This window comes from Haemophilus haemolyticus, from assembly GCF_001008205.1.
Taxonomy (GTDB): domain Bacteria; phylum Pseudomonadota; class Gammaproteobacteria; order Enterobacterales; family Pasteurellaceae; genus Haemophilus; species Haemophilus haemolyticus_Q.
In genome coordinates this window covers 14,032-33,769 of record NZ_LCTK01000023.1, presented here as the reverse complement: position 1 = coordinate 33,769, position 19,738 = coordinate 14,032, and the positions used below count along the sequence as shown (strand labels likewise).

The following is a 19,738-nucleotide window of genomic DNA, read 5'->3' as shown; positions in this document are numbered from 1 at the left end:
AAGTATAACCGAATTTCATTTATGTGGCGTTTTTTTTATACGAGCTTGATGTATCTGATTCAACCGTTAGTGCTACTCTTTATGTGGCTACGCGGATTTAAGGCACCGAATTACCGAAAAAGGCTTGGTGAGCGTTATGGTTTTTATGCTTTACTGACACCGCCTGAAACTGGTGGTATTGTTATTCATGCGGCATCAGTGGGCGAGGTTATTGCTGCTACGCCACTTGTGCAAAAACTCCAACAAAATTACCCGCACTTACCTATTACTTTCACTACAGTTACCCCTACGGGTTCTGATCGTGTCAAAGCGGCTTTTGGCGATAGCGTTTTCCATTGCTATTTGCCTTATGACATACCTTGTGCCATTAATCGTTTTATTGACTTTGTTCAGCCAAAACTTTGTATTGTGATTGAAACCGAACTTTGGCCAAATTTAATCCAACAATTTTCTCGCCGTGGCATCCCTTTTGTGGTGGCAAATGCACGCTTGTCTGCCCGTTCTGCGCGTCGTTATGGAAAAATTAAACCGCGTTTGCAAAATATGTTTTCACAAATTGATTTAATTGCACCTCAAGACAAAATTAGTAGCAATCGTTATTTGGGTTTAGGTTATCGCAAAGATAAATTGAAGGTGACGGGCAATATTAAATATGATCTTGCCATCACGGATGAGTTACGCGAAAAGATTGATGCTTTACGAGCACTTTGGGTAAAAAATCATCCGATTTGGATTGCTGCGAGTACCCATGAAGGCGAAGAGCAAATTATCTTACAAGCACATCGTCAATTATTGGAAAAATACCCAAATTTATTGTTATTGCTCGTTCCGCGCCATCCAGAGCGTTTTAATGTGGTGGCTGATTTACTTAAAAAGGAAAAATTCCAATTTATTTGCCGTTCGACAAATGAGTTACCAAATGAGAATACTCAAGTGATTTTGGGTGATAGCATGGGTGAACTGATGTTGATGTATGGCGTTTCTGATATTGCTTTTGTGGGTGGAAGCCTTGTGAAACATGGTGGACACAATCCACTGGAACCTCTTGCATTTAAAATGCCAGTGATTACTGGCAAGCATACTTTCAATTTCCCTGAGATATTTCGAATGTTGGTGGAAGTACAAGGTGTGCTGGAAGTTAATTCCACAGCAGATGCCTTAGAACGTGCGGTAGAAGCCTTATTAAATTCAAAAGAAGCGAGCGAACGTTTAGGCAATGCAGGCTATGAGGTGCTGATGGAAAACCGAGGGGCATTACAGCGTTTGTTAGATTTATTAAAACCTTATTTGGAGCGCAATGTATGACGAGCGTGATTTATCCCGGTACTTTTGACCCGATTACGAACGGTCATTTAGACATTATTGAAAGAAGTGCGGTGATTTTTCCTCGTGTTTTAGTGGCGGTGGCGAACAGCCCAAGCAAAAAGCCACTATTTTCTTTGGATGAGCGTGTGGAGCTTGTTCGTCAATCTGTTGCGCATTTATCCAATGTTGAGGTGTTTGGTTTTTCTGATTTGTTGGCAAATGTGATTAAACAGCACAATATTTCCGCCATTATTCGCGGCGTACGCACGACAACAGATTTTGAATATGAACTTCAATTGGCTGCGCTTAATCGTTTACTCACAAAAGGCGTAGATAGTCTGTTTTTCCCACCAGCAGAAAAATGGGCGTTTGTTTCTTCCACCATTGTGCGTGAAATTTATTTGCATGGTGGTGATGTTGCTGAGCTAGTACCTGTGTCTGTGTTTAATGCGTTAAAAGCACGATGATAAAAACCTTTATTTTTTTGACCGCACTTATCGCTTTATCTGGTTGTGGTTCCGTGATTAAACTTATCGATCCCACAGAAAAATATACCGCCTATGCTGGGGCTGCTTATGATCTTGAAATGGCTCAACAATGGGGATTTCCAATCTTAGATTTGCCTCTCTCATTTTTATTAGACACTGTATTACTGCCCTATGCGTGGACTCAATAATTCTTATGAAACTCAATCTTCAACAACAACAAGCCGTTGAATATGCGACAGGCCCTTGTCTTGTGCTTGCTGGTGCTGGCTCAGGCAAAACTCGCGTAATCATTAATAAAATTGCCCATTTAATTGAAAAGTGCGGTTATTCTCCAAAACAAATTGCTGCTGTTACTTTCACCAACAAAGCCGCACGCGAGATGAAAGAGCGTGTTGCTCATTCCATTGGCAAAGAACAATCCAAAGGCTTGCTTGTTTCTACTTTTCATACGCTCGGTTTTGACATTATTAAGCGCGAATATAAAGCGTTGGGCTTTAAATCAAATATGACCTTGTTTGACGAACATGATCAATTTGCGTTGTTAAAAGAGCTAACCGCTGATGTGTTAAAAGAAGATAAGGATTTATTGCGTGAGTTAATTTCAGTGATTTCTAACTGGAAGAACGATTTAATTTCGCCAAAACAGGCATTTGCGTTGGCGCGTGATGCAAAATATCAAACTTTTGCAAAATGTTATGAGCGTTACGCCGCACAAATTCGAGCCTACAACGCCCTTGATTTTGATGATTTGATTATGCTTCCGACATTATTGTTCAAGCAAAATGAAGAAGTGCGGTCAAAATGGCAGGCAAAAATTCGTTATTTGTTGGTGGATGAATATCAAGACACCAACACCAGTCAATATGAGCTGATTAAACTTTTAGTGGGTGATCGTGCTTGTTTCACTGTGGTGGGCGATGATGACCAATCTATTTATTCGTGGCGTGGCGCACGACCAGAAAATATGGTGCGTTTACGCGATGATTTCCCTCGTTTGCAAGTGATTAAGCTAGAGCAAAATTACCGTTCAACCCAACGCATTTTGCATTGCGCCAATATCTTGATTGATAACAATGACCACGTGTTTAATAAGAAACTTTTTTCAACCATTGGCGAAGGGGAAAGATTGCTTGTTATCGAAGCAAAAAATGAAGAACACGAAGCAGAGCGGATTGTCGCCGAGTTGATCGCCCATCGTTTTAGCCGTAAAACCAAATATAAAGATTATGCGATTTTGTATCGAGGTAATCATCAATCCCGATTACTCGAAAAAGTACTGATGCAAAACCGTATTCCTTACAAAATTTCAGGCGGTACTTCTTTTTTCTCCCGTGCAGAAATCAAAGATATGATGGCGTACTTGCGCTTGGTGGTGAATCAAGATGATGATGCCGCATTCCTGCGTATTGTGAATACACCGAAACGTGAAATTGGCACCGCGACGTTACAAAAACTTGGAGAGTTGGCTCAAGAAAAACACATCAGTTTATTTGATGCTATTTTTGAGTTTGAACTTATTCAACGCATTACACCAAAAGCCTATGATTCATTGCAAAAATTTGGCCGTTGGATTGTAGAACTTAATGATGAAATTCAACGTTCTGAACCAGAACGTGCGCTACGTTCAATGTTATCCGCGATTCATTACGAAGAATATTTGTATGAATACGCAACAAGCCCTAAAGCGGCAGAAATGCAAAGTAAGAATGTTGCCACGTTATTTGACTGGGTTGCGGATATGTTAAAAGGCAATGAAACCAATGAGCCGATGAATCTTAATCAAGTAGTAACCCGCCTGACATTACGGGATATGTTGGAGCGAGGCGAAGATGATGATGAGAGCGATCAAGTTCAACTGATGACATTGCACGCCTCTAAAGGATTGGAATTTCCTTATGTTTATTTGATCGGTATGGAAGAGGGCATTTTGCCCCACCAAACTAGCATTGATGAAGACAACGTGGAAGAAGAACGCCGTTTGGCTTATGTGGGGATCACAAGAGCGCAAAAAGAACTCACTTTTTCCTTATGTCGTGAGCGCCGTCAATATGGTGAATTAGTTCGCCCAGAACCGAGCCGATTTTTAGCTGAATTACCCAATGATGATGTACTGTGGGAACGCGATAAACCAAAACTAACCACCGAACAAAAACAAGAAAAAACACAAAATCAACTTGATAGATTGAGGGCGATTTTGAAAGGATGTTAGAAAATCTAGCTCAAAATGAAAAGATAGGAGGAAAAGAGCGGTCAGGTTTTAAAGTATTTTTGCAAATTGACGTTAAAATTTGATTCTTATGAATTTTAATTATCCCTTTAGTTCTTCTACTAAAAAGTCTAAAAACACACGTAGGCGAAGGTTGACGGCTTTATCGCTGTAGTAAACAGCATTGAAGGGGAGCGTTTTATTGGAGGTTTGCTCAACAAGTAAGGGAATTAATTTTCCTTCAGCGATGTCATTGTCTATCAAAAAATCTGATAAGCAAGCGATACCACAACCTGAAAGGCACAATGACCGTAAGATTTCACCGCTGCTGGCGGTAAAATGCGGTGAGATTTTATAGGGATTTCCTTGAGCATCGAAAACTGCCCATGTATTTAGAGAAGTAGGCTCGGTGAAGCCTAAACATTGATGGTTGGCAAGATCTTCGGTGGATTGCGGCGTGCCGTGTTTTGCCAAGTATTCTGGACTGGCGACTACGCGGAAGTGGCTATCAAACAAATGACGAGTACGTAACCCAGAATCATCCAATTCTCCAGCTCGTAAGGCAATATCGACTTTGCGTTCAATTAGATTGATATAGCCTTCGGAAGAAACTAGCGAAAGTTGAATGTGTGGATAGCGTTCGTTGAATTTTGCTGACAGTGGCACTAGCAGATGTAACACCATCGGCATAGCGGAATCTACGCGTAGTATGCCTTGTGGTATTTCGTCTACAGCCAACATTTCAGCCTCTGCCGCAGCCATTTCTTGCAGAATTTTCTGCACTCGGTGAAAATATTGCGAACCTTCTTCTGTTAGTCTTAGTTGTCGCGTGGTACGGTTGATTAGGTTTACGCCTAATTTTTCTTCTAGTCTTTTCACCACGCGGCTTACCGCAGAATTTGCCATCGCTAGCTGCTTGGCTGCACGGCTAAAACTGCCATTTTCGACTACTTGTACAAATACCGTTAATTCTTCAGAAGTTGTTTTCATTTTATTATTCTGTTTAACGCAAAAGAGTTTTTTTATTTTTGCACTTTTTAAGTATAAAATAGCATAATAAAATCCCTTTTTGAATTCTTTATTTTAGGAGCAAAGATGAATATTTTATTACTAGACGGTGGAAAAGAGTTTGGTCATTCACATGGCGAGTTGAACCACACACTTCACAAAAAAGCGAAAGAAGTTTTGACCGCACTTGGACACAATGTAAAAGAAACCGTGATTGATGCCGGCTATGATGTTGAAGCAGAAATCGAAAAATTCTTGTGGATGGATGCCGTGATTTGGCAGATGCCAGGTTGGTGGATGCACGAGCCTTGGACAGTGAAAAAATACATAGACGAAGTATTAACCGATGGACACGGCAAGCTTTATCACAGTGATGGACGTCATCGTGTTAATCCGACAGAAGGCTATGGCACAGGTGGTTTGTTACAAGGCAAAAAACACATGCTTTCGCTTACTTGGAATGCGCCGATTGAAGCCTTCACTCGCGAAGGCGACTTCTTCGAAGGCAAAGGCGTGGATGCGTTGTATATGCACTTCCACAAACTCAACGAGTTCATCGGCTTGACCCGTCTGCCGACATTCTTATGTAACGATGTGATTAAAAATCCACAAGTAAAACAATACTTAGCAGACTACCAAGCACACTTGGAAAAAGTGTTCGGCTAAGAAAAAATCCATCTTCAATACGAAGATGGATTTTTTGTTTATTTCGTTAAGATTGTTGTTATTTAACAACTTCCCCACAAATCATATTCATCAGAATTTGTGATGGTTACTTTAATCACGTCGCCGACTTTGACATTGATTCCGCTTAAATTATCGACATAAACTAACCCGTCAACTTCAGGAGCATCAGCTTTTGAGCGGCCAATAATGCCTTCTTCGTCAATTTCATCTACTAATACATCAAGAGTTTTGCCGATTTTTTGTTTTAAACGATTTGCAGAAATTTCTTGTTGTAATTGCATGAAACGATGGAAACGTTCTTCTTTCACATCTTCTAGTACTTGGTCAGCCATCTCTGTTGCAGGTGCACCTTCAACTGGGCTGAATTTGAAACAGCCTACGCGATCAAGTTGGGCTTCTTTTAAGAAATCGAGCAATAATTGGAAATCTTCTTCTGTTTCGCCTGGGAAACCTACAATAAAGGTGGAGCGTAATGTTAAATCTGGGCAAATTTCACGCCATTGTTTAATGCGTTCTAAAGTGCGGTCAATGCTGCCCGGTCTTTTCATTGCTTTTAAGATTTTCGGGCTGGCGTGTTGTAATGGAATGTCTAAATACGGTAAGAGCGTGCCGTCAGCCATTAATGGAATTAAATCATCCACATGTGGATAGGGATACACATAATGTAAGCGAACCCAAATGCCAAGTTTGCCAAGCTGTTTACAAAGGGTCATTAAATCATTTTTAATTGGCATGCCATTCCAGAAAGCCGTTTTTACTCCGCCCTCTTGGCGTTTTAAATCCATGGAATAAGCGGAAGTGTCTTGTGATACCACAAGCAATTCTTTTACGCCTGCTTCGGCTAGACGTTTTGCTTCGTCCAAAACTTGCGTAATAGAACGGCTTTCCAAATCACCACGCATAGATGGAATAATGCAGAACGTACAACGGTGATCACAGCCTTCAGAGATTTTCAAATAGGCATAATGTTTTGGTGTGAGTTTTACGCCTTGTTTTGGTACTAAGCTGGTGTAAGGATTATGTGTTGGTTTTTGCACATATTTGTGAACTTGCGCCATCACTGCTTCATAACTGTGTGGGCCGCTGACCTCTAAAACTTTAGGATGCACTTCACGAATTTGGTCTTCTTTTGCCCCCAAACAGCCAGTCACGATAACTCGCCCATTTTCTTCTAATGCTTCGCCAATCGCTTCGAGTGATTCCTGCACCGCACTATCAATAAAGCCACAAGTGTTCACAATCACTAAATCAACATTTTCATAGCTTGGCACAATGTTGTAACCATCGGTGCGTAGTTCCGTTAAGATTCGTTCAGAATCTACTAAGTTTTTTGGGCAACCAAGGCTTACAAAGCCAATGCTTGGGGTTGAATTTTGCATAAAAATAACCGTTCTTTCGCTCTATAAAATTTCAAACGCAAGATTTTACTCAATTTTCGAAAGAAAGGCGATAAATTAAAGGCTTGAAAGGGTAAAGATTTTAAGCTAAGTGATGTAGAATAAACGATTATGTCGGACTTATTTTTATCATTATGGAAAATTCATCTTTACTTTTGACCGCACTTTTCGATCCTTATCATTTGATTATTTTTAGCAAAATGCTATTGGCGATGGTGCTTGGTAGTGTTATTGGCTTAGAGCGTGAGCTTAAGCGCAAACCTGTGGGCGTGAAAACTTGCGCCATTATTGCCGTCACCACTTGTGTGCTAACCATTGTTTCGATTCAAGCCGCAGAGCATTATGCGCAAGTTTCAGAAAATATTCGTACGGATCCGATGCGTCTTGCGGCTCAAGTGATTAGCGGCATCGGTTTTTTAGGTGCTGGTGTGATTTTGCATAAGAAAAATGATGCGATTTCAGGTTTAACCACTGCGGCGATTATTTGGGCTTCTGCGGGGATCGGTATTGCTGCTGGGGCAGGTTTCGTGTTCGATGCGGTTATCGCCACTGTGATGATTTTGGTCTCTATTCGATTAAGTCCGCTGGTACAACGTTGGGTTCATCGTAAATCACAACGTCGTCGGACAAAATTCAATATTCTCGTCAATGGTGCGGAAAGCATTGGAAAAGTCACCCAATTGTTAGTAAACAATCAGTATCGTATTGAACATATACAGGTGAAAGATCAAAGTAGTGGTGAAGTGCGGTTACAAATTCGCTGTTTTTCCATTGATTCCACAATGTTGAAAGATGCGTATGCATTGTTGAAAGCGGAAGAAGGCGTGATAAGTGTTGACGTAGATAACTAGAAAAGAGAGGTCAAGTTAAATTTTCTTTTAAATTGACCGCTCTTTTTTATTTCTTATTTAATTTCTTTCGCAAAATGTAAATTTCCATGAAAAATACTTGATTTTGCTAACGCTATCTTGTAATTAATAATTCTATTCAAACACAACAAACTAAGGAAACAACAATGAAAAATGTAGGCTTTATCGGCTGGCGCGGAATGGTCGGTTCCGTATTAATGGATCGTATGTCGCAGGAAAATGATTTTGCGAATCTTAATCCCGTATTTTTTACAACTTCACAAGCAGGTCAAAAAGCACCTGTATTTGGTGGCAAGGATGCAGGCGAACTTAAAAATGCATTCGATATTGAAGAACTCAAAAAATTAGACATTATCGTGACTTGCCAAGGTGGCGATTACACTAATGAAGTCTATCCAAAATTAAAAGCAACAGGTTGGGATGGTTATTGGGTTGATGCTGCGTCTGCATTACGTATGAAAGATGATGCAATTATTGTGCTTGATCCGGTAAACCAACACGTGATTTCTGAAGGCTTAAAAAAAGGCATTAAAACTTTCGTGGGCGGTAACTGTACCGTGAGCTTAATGTTGATGGCTATCGGCGGTCTATTTGAAAAAGATTTGGTGGAATGGATTTCTGTGGCAACTTATCAAGCGGCTTCAGGTGCTGGCGCAAAAAATATGCGTGAATTACTTTCACAAATGGGCTTATTAGAACAAGCGGTTTCGAGTGAATTAAAAGACCCTGCTTCGTCAATCTTAGACATTGAACGTAAAGTGACTGCAGAAATGCGTTCTGATAGCTTCCCAACGGATAATTTTGGTGCGGCATTAGGTGGTAGTTTAATCCCTTGGATTGACAAACTTCTTCCAGAAACAGGACAAACTAAAGAAGAATGGAAAGGTTATGCAGAAACCAACAAAATCTTAGGTTTAAGCGACAATCCAATTCCTGTTGATGGTTTATGTGTACGTATTGGTGCATTACGTTGCCACAGCCAAGCGTTCACCATCAAACTGAAAAAAGACTTACCATTAGAAGAAATCGAACAAATTTTAGCGTCTCACAACGAATGGGTGAAAGTGATTCCAAATGACAAAGAAACCACATTACGTGAATTAACGCCAGCGAAAGTAACAGGTACATTAAGCGTGCCAGTGGGGCGTTTACGTAAATTGGCAATGGGGCCTGAATATTTGGCTGCCTTTACTGTGGGTGACCAATTATTATGGGGTGCTGCAGAGCCAGTTCGCCGTATCTTAAAACAATTGGTGGCATAATTGGCAGAGTGCGTGACGTAAAATCTCACGCACTTTTTCTTTCTTTTGTATGCGTTTATGTATCCCATCTAAAAACTTATGAATCGAGAATCCAACTTTACTCAATTTGCCTTTACCGAACTGTTATCTTTTTTCAATCAATTTCCAACGCAATATTTCATTAGCAAAAATAATGTTCAAATCGCTTATCGTCATTTAACACACGCTAAAAGTGCGGATAGAAAATTGATGATTTTGGTGAGTGGTCGTGCTGAAAATATGTTGAAATGGTCGGAGCCAGCTTATGATTTTTATCATCAAGGCTATGATGTGTTGCTATTTGATCACCGTGGTCAAGGTTATTCAACCCATTTTTTGAAGGATTCTGAAAAAGGGCATTTAGATGAATTTCGTTTCTATGTCTATGATATGACGAAAATCATCGAAAAAGTGACCGCACTTTTCAATTATTCCACGCAGCATTTGCTTGCTCATTCGATGGGCGCATTGATTGCAACGTATTATTTGGCAAATTGTGATCATAGCATTAATAAAGCAGTGCTCTCTTCACCCTTTTACGGTATTCCTTTAAAATACCCTATTAGAGATGAATTGATTATTGCCCTGGTGAATACTTTAGGACAAGGCGAGTGTTATGTTTTTGGTAAAGGGCCTTATCAACAAGCCCATTTGGAATACAATGAACTAAGTTTCTGTAAAACTAGAATGAAATGGATGAATCGTATAAATCGTAAAAATCCAGCAATTCATCTTGGCGGACCAACGTTCCGTTGGGTGCATTTGTGTTTGAATGCAATTAAACGTTTGCCGAAAGTTATTCCTAAGATTGAAATTCCAATCCTAATTTTACAAGCCGAAAAAGAAAAAATCGTAGATAACAAAAATCTTGAAAAATTAACCGCACTTTTTCCGAATGCTCAATGTAAAGTTGTATTGAACGCTAAACATGAGGTGTTATTTGAGCAAGATGAATTAAGACGGGAAACAATATCTAAGATTTTAGTATTTTTGAATAATGAGTAGATTTTTATTCAATAATATATTTAATGTGTAGATAAAATATTCAAACAGGTGTGTTTTTCAAAAAATGGTTTGACATATTTTCTAAAAAACGTATTATACCGCTCACACCGATTGTGGTGAGATGGCCGAGCAGGCTGAAGGCGCTCCCCTGCTAAGGGAGTATGGGGTTAAAAAGCTCCATCGAGGGTTCGAATCCCTCTCTCACCGCCATTGTTTGTTTTATTTATTCTGCACCCGTAGCTCAGCTGGATAGAGTACTCGGCTACGAACCGAGCGGTCAGAGGTTCGAATCCTCTCGGGTGCGCCATTTTAAAACGGCTCTATCTTCTAAAAATGGTCATGAATAATTAAAGCATCATCTACGCACCCGTAGCTCAGCTGGATAGAGTACTCGGCTACGAACCGAGCGGTCAAAGGTTCGAATCCTTTCGGGTGCGCCATTTCATTTTATTCAAGTCTATTGATTTTGAGTTACTTTCTAATAATCACAGTATTTGTTATATTGTAATTATCTTTTATTTGTAAAATTTTTAAATTATGACAAGACAATCTTTGCCTCGTGGTTTTAGTTTATTTTCCTGGGGATTAGCTATTTTTTGTGCTCCAGTATTGTTATGTCCGATGGCTTTGTTGCTTTCCACTACATTTGATAAAAATCCTAACTTGGAAACTTGGCAAGTTAATTTATTCTCAATATTTTTTTGGATTTATCCTGTTATTCTTGCGGTGGTAGCTCGAATTTTATATCGCCTACATCAGAGAAAACCCAAATTGGCTTTTAAATTATTGGTATTAAGTGCGGTCATTTTTTATATAGCTTTAATTACGATTTGTAAAATCGGTTTATAAAAAATCCTACGATAAAACGTAGGATTTTATGCTATTTTATTTTTTCTTTGTTGGTCGTTGCCAATCTTGAATATGGCGTTGAGGAACTCGTGTAATCACTAATTCATTTTCGCCAACATCACGTGTAATTGTTGTCCCAGCACCAATAGTTGCGCCACTTGCGACTTTCACTGGTGCGACTAACTGTGTATCAGATCCCACAAATACATCATCACCGATGATCGTTTTAAATTTATTTGCGCCATCGTAGTTACAGGTGATGACACCCGCACCAATATTACAATTTGAGCCGATTTCTGAATCGCCAACATAGGTTAGGTGATTTACTTTAGAACCTTTACCAACGGTAGATTTTTTAATTTCTACAAAGTTACCGACATGCGTTTCAGCTGCAAGTTCTGCACCTGGGCGTAAACGAGAAAATGGACCAATTGCGGCTTTTTCTCCCACTACAGAATCTTCTAGAACAGAATAGGGTTTTATTTCTACATCATTGCCAATAACAACATTTTTCAATACGCAACCTGCGCCAATTCTTACGCGATCACCGAGTTTTACACTACCTTCGATAATAACATTAACGTCGATTTCCACATCTTTTCCATGCTCTAATGTTCCACGTAGGTCAAAGCGAGCGGGATCGTAGATCATTACTCCTTCAAGTAATAACTTGGAGGCTTGTTTATTTTGGAAATAACGTTCAAGTGCGGCTAATTGTAAGCGATTATTTGCGCCTTCAACTTCCATGACATCTGTTGCTTGTACAGCAACAACTTGGCAATTATCCTGGTTTGCGAGAGCAATAAGATCCGTTAAGTAATATTCGCCTTGAGCATTATTATTGCCTACACGAGCTAGCCATTTTTTGAAACTTGCGCCATCGGATACCATAACGCCAGTATTTACTTCTTTAATATTTAGTTGATCTGCATTTGCATCTTTTTGTTCTACAATTGCCACAACATTCCCATTTTCACGGATAATTCGCCCATAGCCTGTTGGGTTATCTAAATTTACGGTAAGCAATGCAATGCCATTTTCTGGTTTTGTTTTAATTAACTTTTCTAATGTTTCTTTAGTTATTAATGGTGCATCGCCGTAAAGTACAACAATATTTTCGTTATCCTTAAAGAACGGTGCTGCTTGTTGAACTGCATGTGCAGTACCAAGTTGTTCTGTTTGTAATACCCAATTTACTTGTTCATTTGTAAGATGGGTACGCATTAAGTCTCCACCGTGACCATAGATTAAATGAATATTTTCTGCGCCTAATTGATGAGCAGTATCAATTACATGTTTTACCATTGGTTTACCAGCGATTGTATGTAGAACTTTAGGTAAATCGGAATACATGCGTGTTCCTTTTCCGGCTGCTAAAATTACCGCACTTAATGCTTTTGTAGTCATAGATTTTCTCTTTATTTATCAATAATAGGAGATATTCTATCGTAGAAAGGAGAATATGATAAGTTTTTAAATTAAGGAAGTTGTGGCTTTGTAGATAGGAAAAAACCGATGGCTTCCCATCGGTTTTCTGAATTTTAAAGTGGTTAAAATAGAAATTATTTAACTTCTACTTGTGCACCAGCTTCTTCTAATTCTTTCTTAAGTGCTTCAGCTTCTTCTTTAGAAACACCTTCTTTTAATGCTGCTGGAGCAGATTCAACTAAATCTTTAGCTTCTTTTAAGCCTAAACCAGTTGCACCACGTACTGCTTTGATTACTGCTACTTTGTTAGCACCAGCTGCTGCAAGAATTACGTCGAATTCAGTTTTTTCTTCTGCTGCCGCTGCGCCGCCTGCTGCTGGAGCTGCTGCTACTGCTGCCGCTGCTGAAACACCGAATTTTTCTTCCATCGCTGCGATTAATTCAACGATTTCAGTTACAGTTTTTGAAGCAATCGCTTCAATGATTTGTTCGTTAGTTAATGACATAACAATCAATTCCTAAAATAAATAAAGTTAGATGAAGTAAGAAACGCTTAATGATTAAGCTGCTTCTTGTAATTTGTCGCGTAATGCCGCGAAGGTGCGAGCAAGTTTGCCTGCTGCAGCTTCTTTCATTGTGCCCATTAAACGTGCAATCGCTTCTTCGTAAGTTGGTAATGTTGCCAAGAATTCAACATCTTGGATTTTACCTTCAAAGGCTGCACCTTTAATTTCAAACTTATCGTTTGCTTTAGCAAACTCTTTGAACAAACGAGCAGCTGCGCCCGGGTGTTCGTTAGAGAACGCGATAAGTGTTGGACCTACAAACGTATCTTTTAAGCATTCGTAATCTGTGCCTTCAACTGCGCGACGTAATAAAGTATTACGAACTACACGCATTGTAACGCCAGCTTCACGTGCTGATTTACGTAATTCAGTCATTTTCTCAACAGTTACACCGCGAGAATCCGCGATTACTGCTGAAAGTGCACCTTTGGCTGCTTCATTTACTTCAGCAACAATTGCTTGTTTGTCTTGAAGATTTAATGCCATTGGCTTTTAGCTCCTGAATACACTCCGATTACTCGGAATTAATTTACCTAATCCTAAGACCAGGATGACTTCGGCGCCCAGAAGCAAGAAAAATTCTTATTCTGTTCACCATCTACGTAGGATAATTAAGATTACTCCCCTACGGTCTTGGATGGGGCTTGAATAGGTCAAGCACCAACCAGAAATTTGTTAGACTGACTAACACAGATGCAGAATTATAGAGAAAAGCTATGTTCTTGTAAAGAATATTGTTGGAAAAAGAGCCAAATTCCTATGATAGCTTTTCTACTAATTCCACTGCAGCTCCAATATAAGTAGCGGGCGTTAATTTTTGTAAACGTAATTTTTCTTCTTGTGGAATAGCCAACTTATCAATAAATTCACGCATAGCCTGTTCTGTCACTCGTTTACCTCGCGTTAATTCTTTTAATTTTTCGTAAGGTTTTTCTATTCCATAGCGGCGCATTACGGTTTGAATTGGTTCAGCTAAAACTTCCCAGTTTTGATTGAGTTCTTCTAATAAGTGCGGTTGATTTACTTCAAGTTTACTAATGCCTTTGCGTGTTGAAGCATAAGCGATCAAACAATAACCTAATCCTACGCCTAAATTACGTAATACGGTTGAATCCGTTAAGTCACGTTGCCAGCGAGAAATTGGTAACTTTTGACCTAAATGGGTCATCACTGCATTGGCTAAGCCTAGATTGCCCTCTGAGTTTTCAAAATCAATTGGATTGACTTTATGTGGCATGGTAGAAGAACCAATTTCGCCTGCAATAGTTCGTTGTTTAAAGTGATTTAATGCAATGTATCCCCATAAATCCCGATCAAAATCAATGATAATAGTATTAAAGCGTACTATAGCATCAAAAAATTCAGCGATGTAATCGTGTGGTTCAATTTGTGTGGTATAAGGATTCCATTGAATACCTAATGAAGTGACAAATTCTTCGCTGAATTTATGCCAATCAATATTAGGATATGCCGATAAATGCGCATTGTAGTTACCTACCGCGCCATTGATTTTACCTAAGATTTCCGCGTTTTGGAGTTGTTTAAATTGACGTTTTAGGCGGTAAACGACATTCGCCATTTCTTTGCCCACTGTGCTTGGTGAAGCTGGTTGGCCATGTGTGCGAGAAAGTAGTGGAATCATTTTATATTCTTCTGCAAGACGAGTGATTTCATCAATCAGTTTTTGCCATTCAGGTAAAATCACTTCGTCACGAGCAGTGCTTAACATTAATGCGTGAGAGAGGTTATTAATGTCTTCTGAGGTGCAAGCGAAGTGAATAAATTCGGAAACGTTTACTAGCTCCACTTCATTTTGAATTTTCTCTTTCAGAAAATACTCAACGGCTTTCACATCATGATTAGTTGTGCGTTCAATTTCTTTAATACGCGCCGCATCAGTTTCATTAAAATTAGCCACAATTCCATCTAAAAAAGCATTTGCTTGCGTAGAAAATGGCGGTACTTCGGTAATGTCTGCCTTTGAAGCTAATTTTTGTAACCAACGAACTTCCACAGCTACACGGAATTTCATTAACCCGAATTCGCTAAAAATAGCGCGTAATGGAGTTACTTTATCTTGATAACGACCATCAAGAGGGGAAAGTGCGGTCAGTGTAGAGAGTTGCATAAATGTTTGCTCCAGAATTGTATTAATAAATAGAAGAATAAATCTGTTTTGCGGTGGCAAGTAATTTTCTGCGGAAAAATAAAATTTGCCATTTGGTTCCGCCCATTTGTTTCCACAGCACGGCAGAGCGAATGCCTGCAAGTAAAACTGCACGAATTTTATTTTGCACGAGTTCTTGTCGCAAATAATCAGGCGAGCCTAGAATGTGAATTTTTTTGCCCAATGGGCTAATAACGTCGCTGTAAATGTTTGCCATAATAGATAACATTGTTTCACTATCGCGAGCGTAATGAATTTCTTGTTCTTTTAGGCGAGAAATTCGATTGCCCAATGTTTGTTTGGCATCGGGATTTTTTGATAATTTTCCTTCTAATGCTAAAAGGTTTAGCCAATAGCGAGTTAAATTTTGATCGCCTTGCGCGTTGAGCTGATGAATTAAGGTTTCTAGACCTAATTTTAAATGACGAACTTCGCCACCAAAAACATCTTCGATTCGTTGTGGTTGGGTAATGAAAAGGCTATTAAGTGCGGTTAAAAATGTATCTGAATCTGCTCGACTTTCTGTTGCAAGTTGATGAACCAATTTTGCTGATTGGCACACACCAGCAAGGGCAAGAACAATATCGTGGTAGTTTTTCATTAGAAAATATTAGGAAAACGTTTCCGTTAAATATAGCATTTTTAACCTAGCTTTTGAACTCGAACATTAAAAAAGCCTAGAGTTTCTGGTATGATGTGCGAACAGTTTTAAGGTATTAAGGATTGATTATGGCAAAACCAATTGTTTTTAGTGGCGTGCAGCCTTCTGGTGAATTAACTATCGGAAATTATTTGGGCGCGTTGCGCAACTGGGTGAAAATGCAAGAGGATTATGAATGTATTTTCTGCGTAGTTGATTTGCATGCGATCACTGTGCGTCAAGATCCTGCAGCCCTTCGCAAAGCAACGCTTGATGTGCTTGCACTTTATTTGGCGTGTGGAATTGATCCAAATAAAAGTACTATTTTTATTCAATCTCACGTTCCAGAACACACGCAATTAAGCTGGGTGTTAAACTGCTACACCTATTTCGGTGAAATGAGCCGAATGACCCAATTCAAAGATAAATCAGCGCGTTATGCAGAAAATATTAACGTGGGTTTGTTTGATTATCCTGTGTTAATGGCGGCGGATATTTTACTTTATCAAGCAAAAAGCGTGCCTGTTGGTGATGACCAAAAACAACACTTAGAAATTACGCGTGATATTGCAAACCGCTTTAATGCGCTTTATGGCAATATTTTCACCATTCCTGAAATTTTCATTGGAAAAGCAGGTGCGCGTATTATGTCATTGCAAGATCCTGAAAAGAAAATGTCAAAATCAGATGATAACCGCAACAACGTGGTGACACTTTTAGAAGATCCAAAATCTGTGGCGAAGAAAATTAAACGTGCCGTAACAGATTCAGATGAGCCGCCTGTTGTTCGTTATGATGTGCAAAATAAAGCGGGGGTATCCAATCTTTTAGATATTCTTTCTGCGGTTACAGATAAGCCAATTGCTGATCTTGAAAAAGAATTTGAAGGTAAAATGTACGGACATTTAAAAACAGCTGTAGCAGATGAAGTATCAACTTTACTTGCTGGTTTACAAGAACGTTTCCATCAATATCGTAATGATGAAGCTTTATTAGATAATATCTTACGACAAGGTGCGGAAAAAGCGCGTGCAAAAGCACAAGAAACCTTGGCGAAAGTGTATGACGCAGTAGGTTTTGTTGCTGCAAAATAACGGAATAAAAGGATAATATAATGGCAATTCAAACTGAAAAACCGATTGAATGTGTAGGTTGTAACACATTTGATATGAAATCACTTTTCGATAATCGTGATTGTAGTCAGGTTATTGAATATATTTATGACAGTGAGGAACAAGCGCAAGAAGCGCTCGCATTTTTTACTCAGAAAGCGCGTGATGTAGAAAGTGAACCTTGTGAAATTCAATCTGAAATTACAAAAGTGGATGATGGTTATTTATTAAAGGCAGATTTTACTTTCTGCTGCCAAGCTGAATTAGTGATTTTTCAAATGCGTATCGCGTAAGAAAAACAGCTGAAAAATAAGCCGCACTTTTGCGGCTTATTTTGTTTTTTAGGATTAGTGTTCTACAAAGCTTAAGGCGGTTTCAACTACTTCAACTCCTGCACCTTGTTTAAACGCATTTTCGCTTAAATAGCGTCGCCATTGACGAGCACCTTTGCAATTTTGGAATGCGCCTAACATATGGCGGACGATATGATTAAGGTGTATGCCTTGGCTAAGTCGTTGTTCAATATAAGGAAGCATTGACTGTACTGCTTCATGAGCGGTAACAATTGGTGCGTTAGGATCAAATAAAGCTTGGTCAATTTGCCCAAGTAAACTTGGATTTTGATAGGCCTCTCGCCCAACCATCACGCCGTCCACATATTGCAAATGTTGCTTTATTTCTTCAATGGTTTTAATACCACCGTTAATTGCAATAGTTAGTTGTGGAAAATCACGTTTTAGTTGATACACCCGAGCATAATCTAATGTCGGAATTTCTCGATTTTCTTTAGGGCTTAACCCTGAAAGCCATGCTTTTCGTGCGTGGATAATAAACTCTTGGCAACCTTTTCCTTGAACCTTTTCAATAAAATCACATAAAAATTCATAGCTGTCTAATTCATCAATGCCAATACGCGTTTTCACAGTGACTGGAATTTTGACCGCACTTTGCATTTGTTCTACACAGTCTGCTACCAAATCTGCTTTCGCCATTAAGCAAGCGCCAAACATTCCATTTTGTACGCGATCAGAAGGGCATCCTACATTAAGATTAATTTCGTGATAACCTCGTTCCTCAGCAAGTTTTGCACAATATGTGAGTTGTTCAGGATCGCTTCCTCCCAGCTGTAACGCAACGGGATTTTCTTGTAAATCAAAATCCAAGTGGTCATATTTTGCGTGGATAATCGCAGGTGCTGTGACCATTTCAGTGTAAAGTAATGCGTGCTTTGAAAATTGGCGATGAAAATAACGACAATGGCGTGTTGTCCAATCTAACATTGGCGCAACCGAAAAACGGCCGCGGTAAAAGTGCGGTGAATTTTGAGGCATTTTTATTTCTCTTATTCAGCTTTGCTGCGTAATTCTTCGGTTTGGCGAGCTTGCATTTGCTGGCGAAAACGGCCTGCAGCAAAGTGGTAAAATGGTTTTGGGCTAAATTGGCGCGAGATTATGGATGCAATAATGCTGGAAATCAAGAGCCAAATGAGAACGGGTTGTGCGCCTGTCATTTCCATTACAACAACACTGGCAGTAACTGGCGATTGTGTGCCACCAGCTAGAAACGCCGCCATACATAAAATCACCAAAAAACGTTGATCAACCATACCGCCACTGAGATCCCACAGCATTGCACCAATGCCTGCGCCTGTTGTCAGTGAAGGGGTAAAAATACCACCGGCAATACCATTCCAATAAGTGGTCACCGTTGCCAAAAGTTTAAGGATGCCAATTTCAGGATCTATGGCTTGCCCTTCTAAAGCGTGCGCAACAACCTCATAGCCAGTACCATAAGTTTGTCCGTGAGTGTAACTGCCGAGAGCGGCAAGTACTAAACCCAATAATAAAGCAATATAAATAGGATGTTGGCGAACCCAGCTACGCCATTTTTCAGGTGATAATCCAGCGAGACCTTTTGCTAATAATCGTCCGAATATGCCACCTAGAATGCCACAAACCACCCCACAAATTGCAAGCCAAAGATAGAGATAAGAAACAGATATTGCCCCTTGATAACTTGGAAAATAAGGGCTGTTTCCTTGAATTGCGACAAGAATAAAACCAGCAGCTAATACCCCCATCAATACGCGCCGCTCCCAACGTAACATTACGCCACGTCCAAGTTCTTCAATCGCAAATATCACGCCAGCCAAAGGTGCATTAAAGGCTGCTGCAAGCCCACCTGCTGCACCTGTGGCAAGTAATTCATTGGTGCTTAATCCTCTAAACGCTAAATTATGTTTTCTACAATAATTCCCCCACGCCAGCATGACAGCCGCACCAACTTGTACTGATGGACCTTCACGCCCAACCGATGCACCGATAAGCATAGCCAAAAAGGTAAGAGGAATTTTCCAAATAGTTTGGCTGAATTCAACTAATTTGGTTTTATAGCTACTATGAGGAAGATTAATTGATGCAATGACTTGCGGAATACCGCTTCCTCCTACATAGGGAGTATATTTTTTCGTAAACCAAGTCAGGCAAGCCATGCCTAGGGGTAACACAAACCAAACTGCAATAGGATATTTAGATGACCAGTGAGCGTTTAGTTCTAGACCAAGATCGGATAATTTAGCAAAGCCAAATGAAAAAAATGAGACAAATGTTGCCCCTATAATTAGGCAGATAAATTCTAAACTTTTGTGGGAAATTCTGTGTGTTTGGCGTAGCTTTTTATGGAAGAAATAGCGTAAGTGAAATTTGAGCGAGCGTAACATAATGATTGTAAT

Annotated in this window: 20 protein-coding genes and 3 tRNA genes; 14 read left to right on the top strand and 9 right to left on the bottom strand. The window is 39.6% G+C overall.

The features are described 5' to 3' along the window. The first annotated feature begins 21 nt into the window (after positions 1–21). The 4 genes from waaA to rep are packed head-to-tail and all read left to right on the top strand — an operon-like array spanning position 22 to position 4,002. The gene (gene waaA, locus AAX18_RS05230; RefSeq protein WP_005626632.1) at positions 22–1,305 is read left to right on the top strand and encodes a lipid IV(A) 3-deoxy-D-manno-octulosonic acid transferase; all 1,284 of its coding nucleotides are present in this window, start codon (positions 22–24) and stop codon (positions 1,303–1,305) included. Further along, the gene (coaD, locus tag AAX18_RS05225) at positions 1,302–1,772 is read left to right on the top strand and encodes a pantetheine-phosphate adenylyltransferase (protein ID WP_005626630.1); all 471 of its coding nucleotides are present in this window, start codon (positions 1,302–1,304) and stop codon (positions 1,770–1,772) included. Before waaA ends, coaD begins: the two co-directional genes overlap by 4 nt. After that, the gene (locus AAX18_RS05220) at positions 1,769–1,981 is read left to right on the top strand and encodes a YceK/YidQ family lipoprotein (protein ID WP_005626628.1); all 213 of its coding nucleotides are present in this window, start codon (positions 1,769–1,771) and stop codon (positions 1,979–1,981) included. The genes coaD and AAX18_RS05220 overlap by 4 nt, the downstream gene beginning before the upstream one ends. A 5-nt stretch (positions 1,982–1,986) precedes the next feature. Continuing rightward, positions 1,987–4,002 (top strand): DNA helicase Rep, encoded by a 2,016-nt coding sequence (gene rep, locus AAX18_RS05215; RefSeq protein WP_046953184.1) that lies wholly within the window; start codon positions 1,987–1,989, stop codon positions 4,000–4,002. A 99-nt stretch (positions 4,003–4,101) separates the two neighbouring features. On the opposite strand, the gene yafC is transcribed toward rep, so the two are convergent. Next, positions 4,102–4,989: a DNA-binding transcriptional regulator YafC gene (gene yafC / locus AAX18_RS05210; RefSeq protein ID WP_046953183.1), complete on the bottom strand. Its 888-nt coding sequence runs from the start codon at positions 4,987–4,989 to the stop codon at positions 4,102–4,104. Positions 4,990–5,094: 105 nt separating this feature from the next. Between yafC and AAX18_RS05205 the strand changes: the two genes are divergently transcribed. Next, the gene (locus AAX18_RS05205; RefSeq protein WP_005626623.1) at positions 5,095–5,673 is read left to right on the top strand and encodes an NAD(P)H-dependent oxidoreductase; all 579 of its coding nucleotides are present in this window, start codon (positions 5,095–5,097) and stop codon (positions 5,671–5,673) included. A gap of 62 nt (positions 5,674–5,735) precedes the next feature. Here the strand turns inward: AAX18_RS05205 and rimO are convergent, their stop codons facing one another. After that, positions 5,736–7,073 (bottom strand): 30S ribosomal protein S12 methylthiotransferase RimO, encoded by a 1,338-nt coding sequence (gene rimO / locus AAX18_RS05200; RefSeq protein ID WP_005626621.1) that lies wholly within the window; start codon positions 7,071–7,073, stop codon positions 5,736–5,738. A 152-nt stretch (positions 7,074–7,225) separates the two neighbouring features. Between rimO and AAX18_RS05195 the strand changes: the two genes are divergently transcribed. From AAX18_RS05195 to AAX18_RS05165, 7 genes are all read left to right on the top strand, one after another. Then, positions 7,226–7,942 (top strand): MgtC/SapB family protein, encoded by a 717-nt coding sequence (locus AAX18_RS05195; RefSeq protein ID WP_005626619.1) that lies wholly within the window; start codon positions 7,226–7,228, stop codon positions 7,940–7,942. 164 nt (positions 7,943–8,106) lie between these two features. Next, a complete protein-coding gene (gene asd, locus AAX18_RS05190; protein WP_005626617.1) occupies positions 8,107–9,222 on the top strand; it encodes an aspartate-semialdehyde dehydrogenase in 1,116 nt (371 codons plus the stop codon). 78 nt (positions 9,223–9,300) lie between these two features. Next, entirely contained in the window at positions 9,301–10,245 is a 945-nt protein-coding gene (locus AAX18_RS05185; protein ID WP_046953182.1) for an alpha/beta fold hydrolase, read from the top strand. A 115-nt stretch (positions 10,246–10,360) separates the two neighbouring features. Beyond that, positions 10,361–10,455 (top strand) — tRNA-Ser (locus AAX18_RS05180). A 20-nt stretch (positions 10,456–10,475) separates the two neighbouring features. Continuing rightward, positions 10,476–10,552 (top strand) — tRNA-Arg (locus tag AAX18_RS05175). Between the two features lie 56 nt (positions 10,553–10,608). Then, positions 10,609–10,685: transfer RNA gene (locus tag AAX18_RS05170), tRNA-Arg, on the top strand. Positions 10,686–10,782: 97 nt separating this feature from the next. Beyond that, entirely contained in the window at positions 10,783–11,094 is a 312-nt protein-coding gene (locus AAX18_RS05165; protein WP_005626613.1) for a DUF5389 family protein, read from the top strand. Between the two features lie 36 nt (positions 11,095–11,130). Here AAX18_RS05165 and glmU read toward each other — a convergent pair whose 3' ends face one another. The 5 genes from glmU to hflD form a co-directional block, all read right to left on the bottom strand. Next, positions 11,131–12,501, bottom strand: a complete 1,371-nt coding sequence (glmU, locus tag AAX18_RS05160; protein ID WP_005626609.1) for a bifunctional UDP-N-acetylglucosamine diphosphorylase/glucosamine-1-phosphate N-acetyltransferase GlmU — start codon at positions 12,499–12,501, stop codon at positions 11,131–11,133. A 155-nt stretch (positions 12,502–12,656) separates the two neighbouring features. Then, positions 12,657–13,028: a 50S ribosomal protein L7/L12 gene (gene rplL / locus AAX18_RS05155; RefSeq protein WP_005626607.1), complete on the bottom strand. Its 372-nt coding sequence runs from the start codon at positions 13,026–13,028 to the stop codon at positions 12,657–12,659. Positions 13,029–13,082: 54 nt separating this feature from the next. After that, entirely contained in the window at positions 13,083–13,574 is a 492-nt protein-coding gene (gene rplJ / locus AAX18_RS05150; RefSeq protein WP_005626605.1) for a 50S ribosomal protein L10, read from the bottom strand. Positions 13,575–13,845: 271 nt separating this feature from the next. Continuing rightward, the gene (gene purB / locus AAX18_RS05145) at positions 13,846–15,216 is read right to left on the bottom strand and encodes an adenylosuccinate lyase (protein WP_005626599.1); all 1,371 of its coding nucleotides are present in this window, start codon (positions 15,214–15,216) and stop codon (positions 13,846–13,848) included. Between the two features lie 22 nt (positions 15,217–15,238). After that, complete coding sequence (gene hflD, locus AAX18_RS05140; RefSeq protein ID WP_005626596.1) at positions 15,239–15,856, bottom strand: high frequency lysogenization protein HflD; 618 nt, start codon at positions 15,854–15,856, stop codon at positions 15,239–15,241. 128 nt (positions 15,857–15,984) lie between these two features. Here hflD and trpS point away from each other — a divergent pair, with 128 nt between their 5' ends. Together trpS and AAX18_RS05130 are read left to right on the top strand one after the other, a co-directional pair. Continuing rightward, positions 15,985–16,989: a tryptophan--tRNA ligase gene (trpS, locus tag AAX18_RS05135; protein WP_046953181.1), complete on the top strand. Its 1,005-nt coding sequence runs from the start codon at positions 15,985–15,987 to the stop codon at positions 16,987–16,989. Positions 16,990–17,009: 20 nt separating this feature from the next. Beyond that, positions 17,010–17,300, top strand: a complete 291-nt coding sequence (locus tag AAX18_RS05130; RefSeq protein WP_005636074.1) for a YfcZ/YiiS family protein — start codon at positions 17,010–17,012, stop codon at positions 17,298–17,300. 54 nt (positions 17,301–17,354) lie between these two features. Here AAX18_RS05130 and dusA read toward each other — a convergent pair whose 3' ends face one another. Then, complete coding sequence (gene dusA, locus AAX18_RS05125; RefSeq protein WP_046953180.1) at positions 17,355–18,338, bottom strand: tRNA dihydrouridine(20/20a) synthase DusA; 984 nt, start codon at positions 18,336–18,338, stop codon at positions 17,355–17,357. Positions 18,339–18,349: 11 nt separating this feature from the next. Further along, complete coding sequence (locus AAX18_RS05120; RefSeq protein WP_005626584.1) at positions 18,350–19,726, bottom strand: chloride channel protein; 1,377 nt, start codon at positions 19,724–19,726, stop codon at positions 18,350–18,352. Between the last annotated feature and the right edge of the window lie 12 nt (positions 19,727–19,738).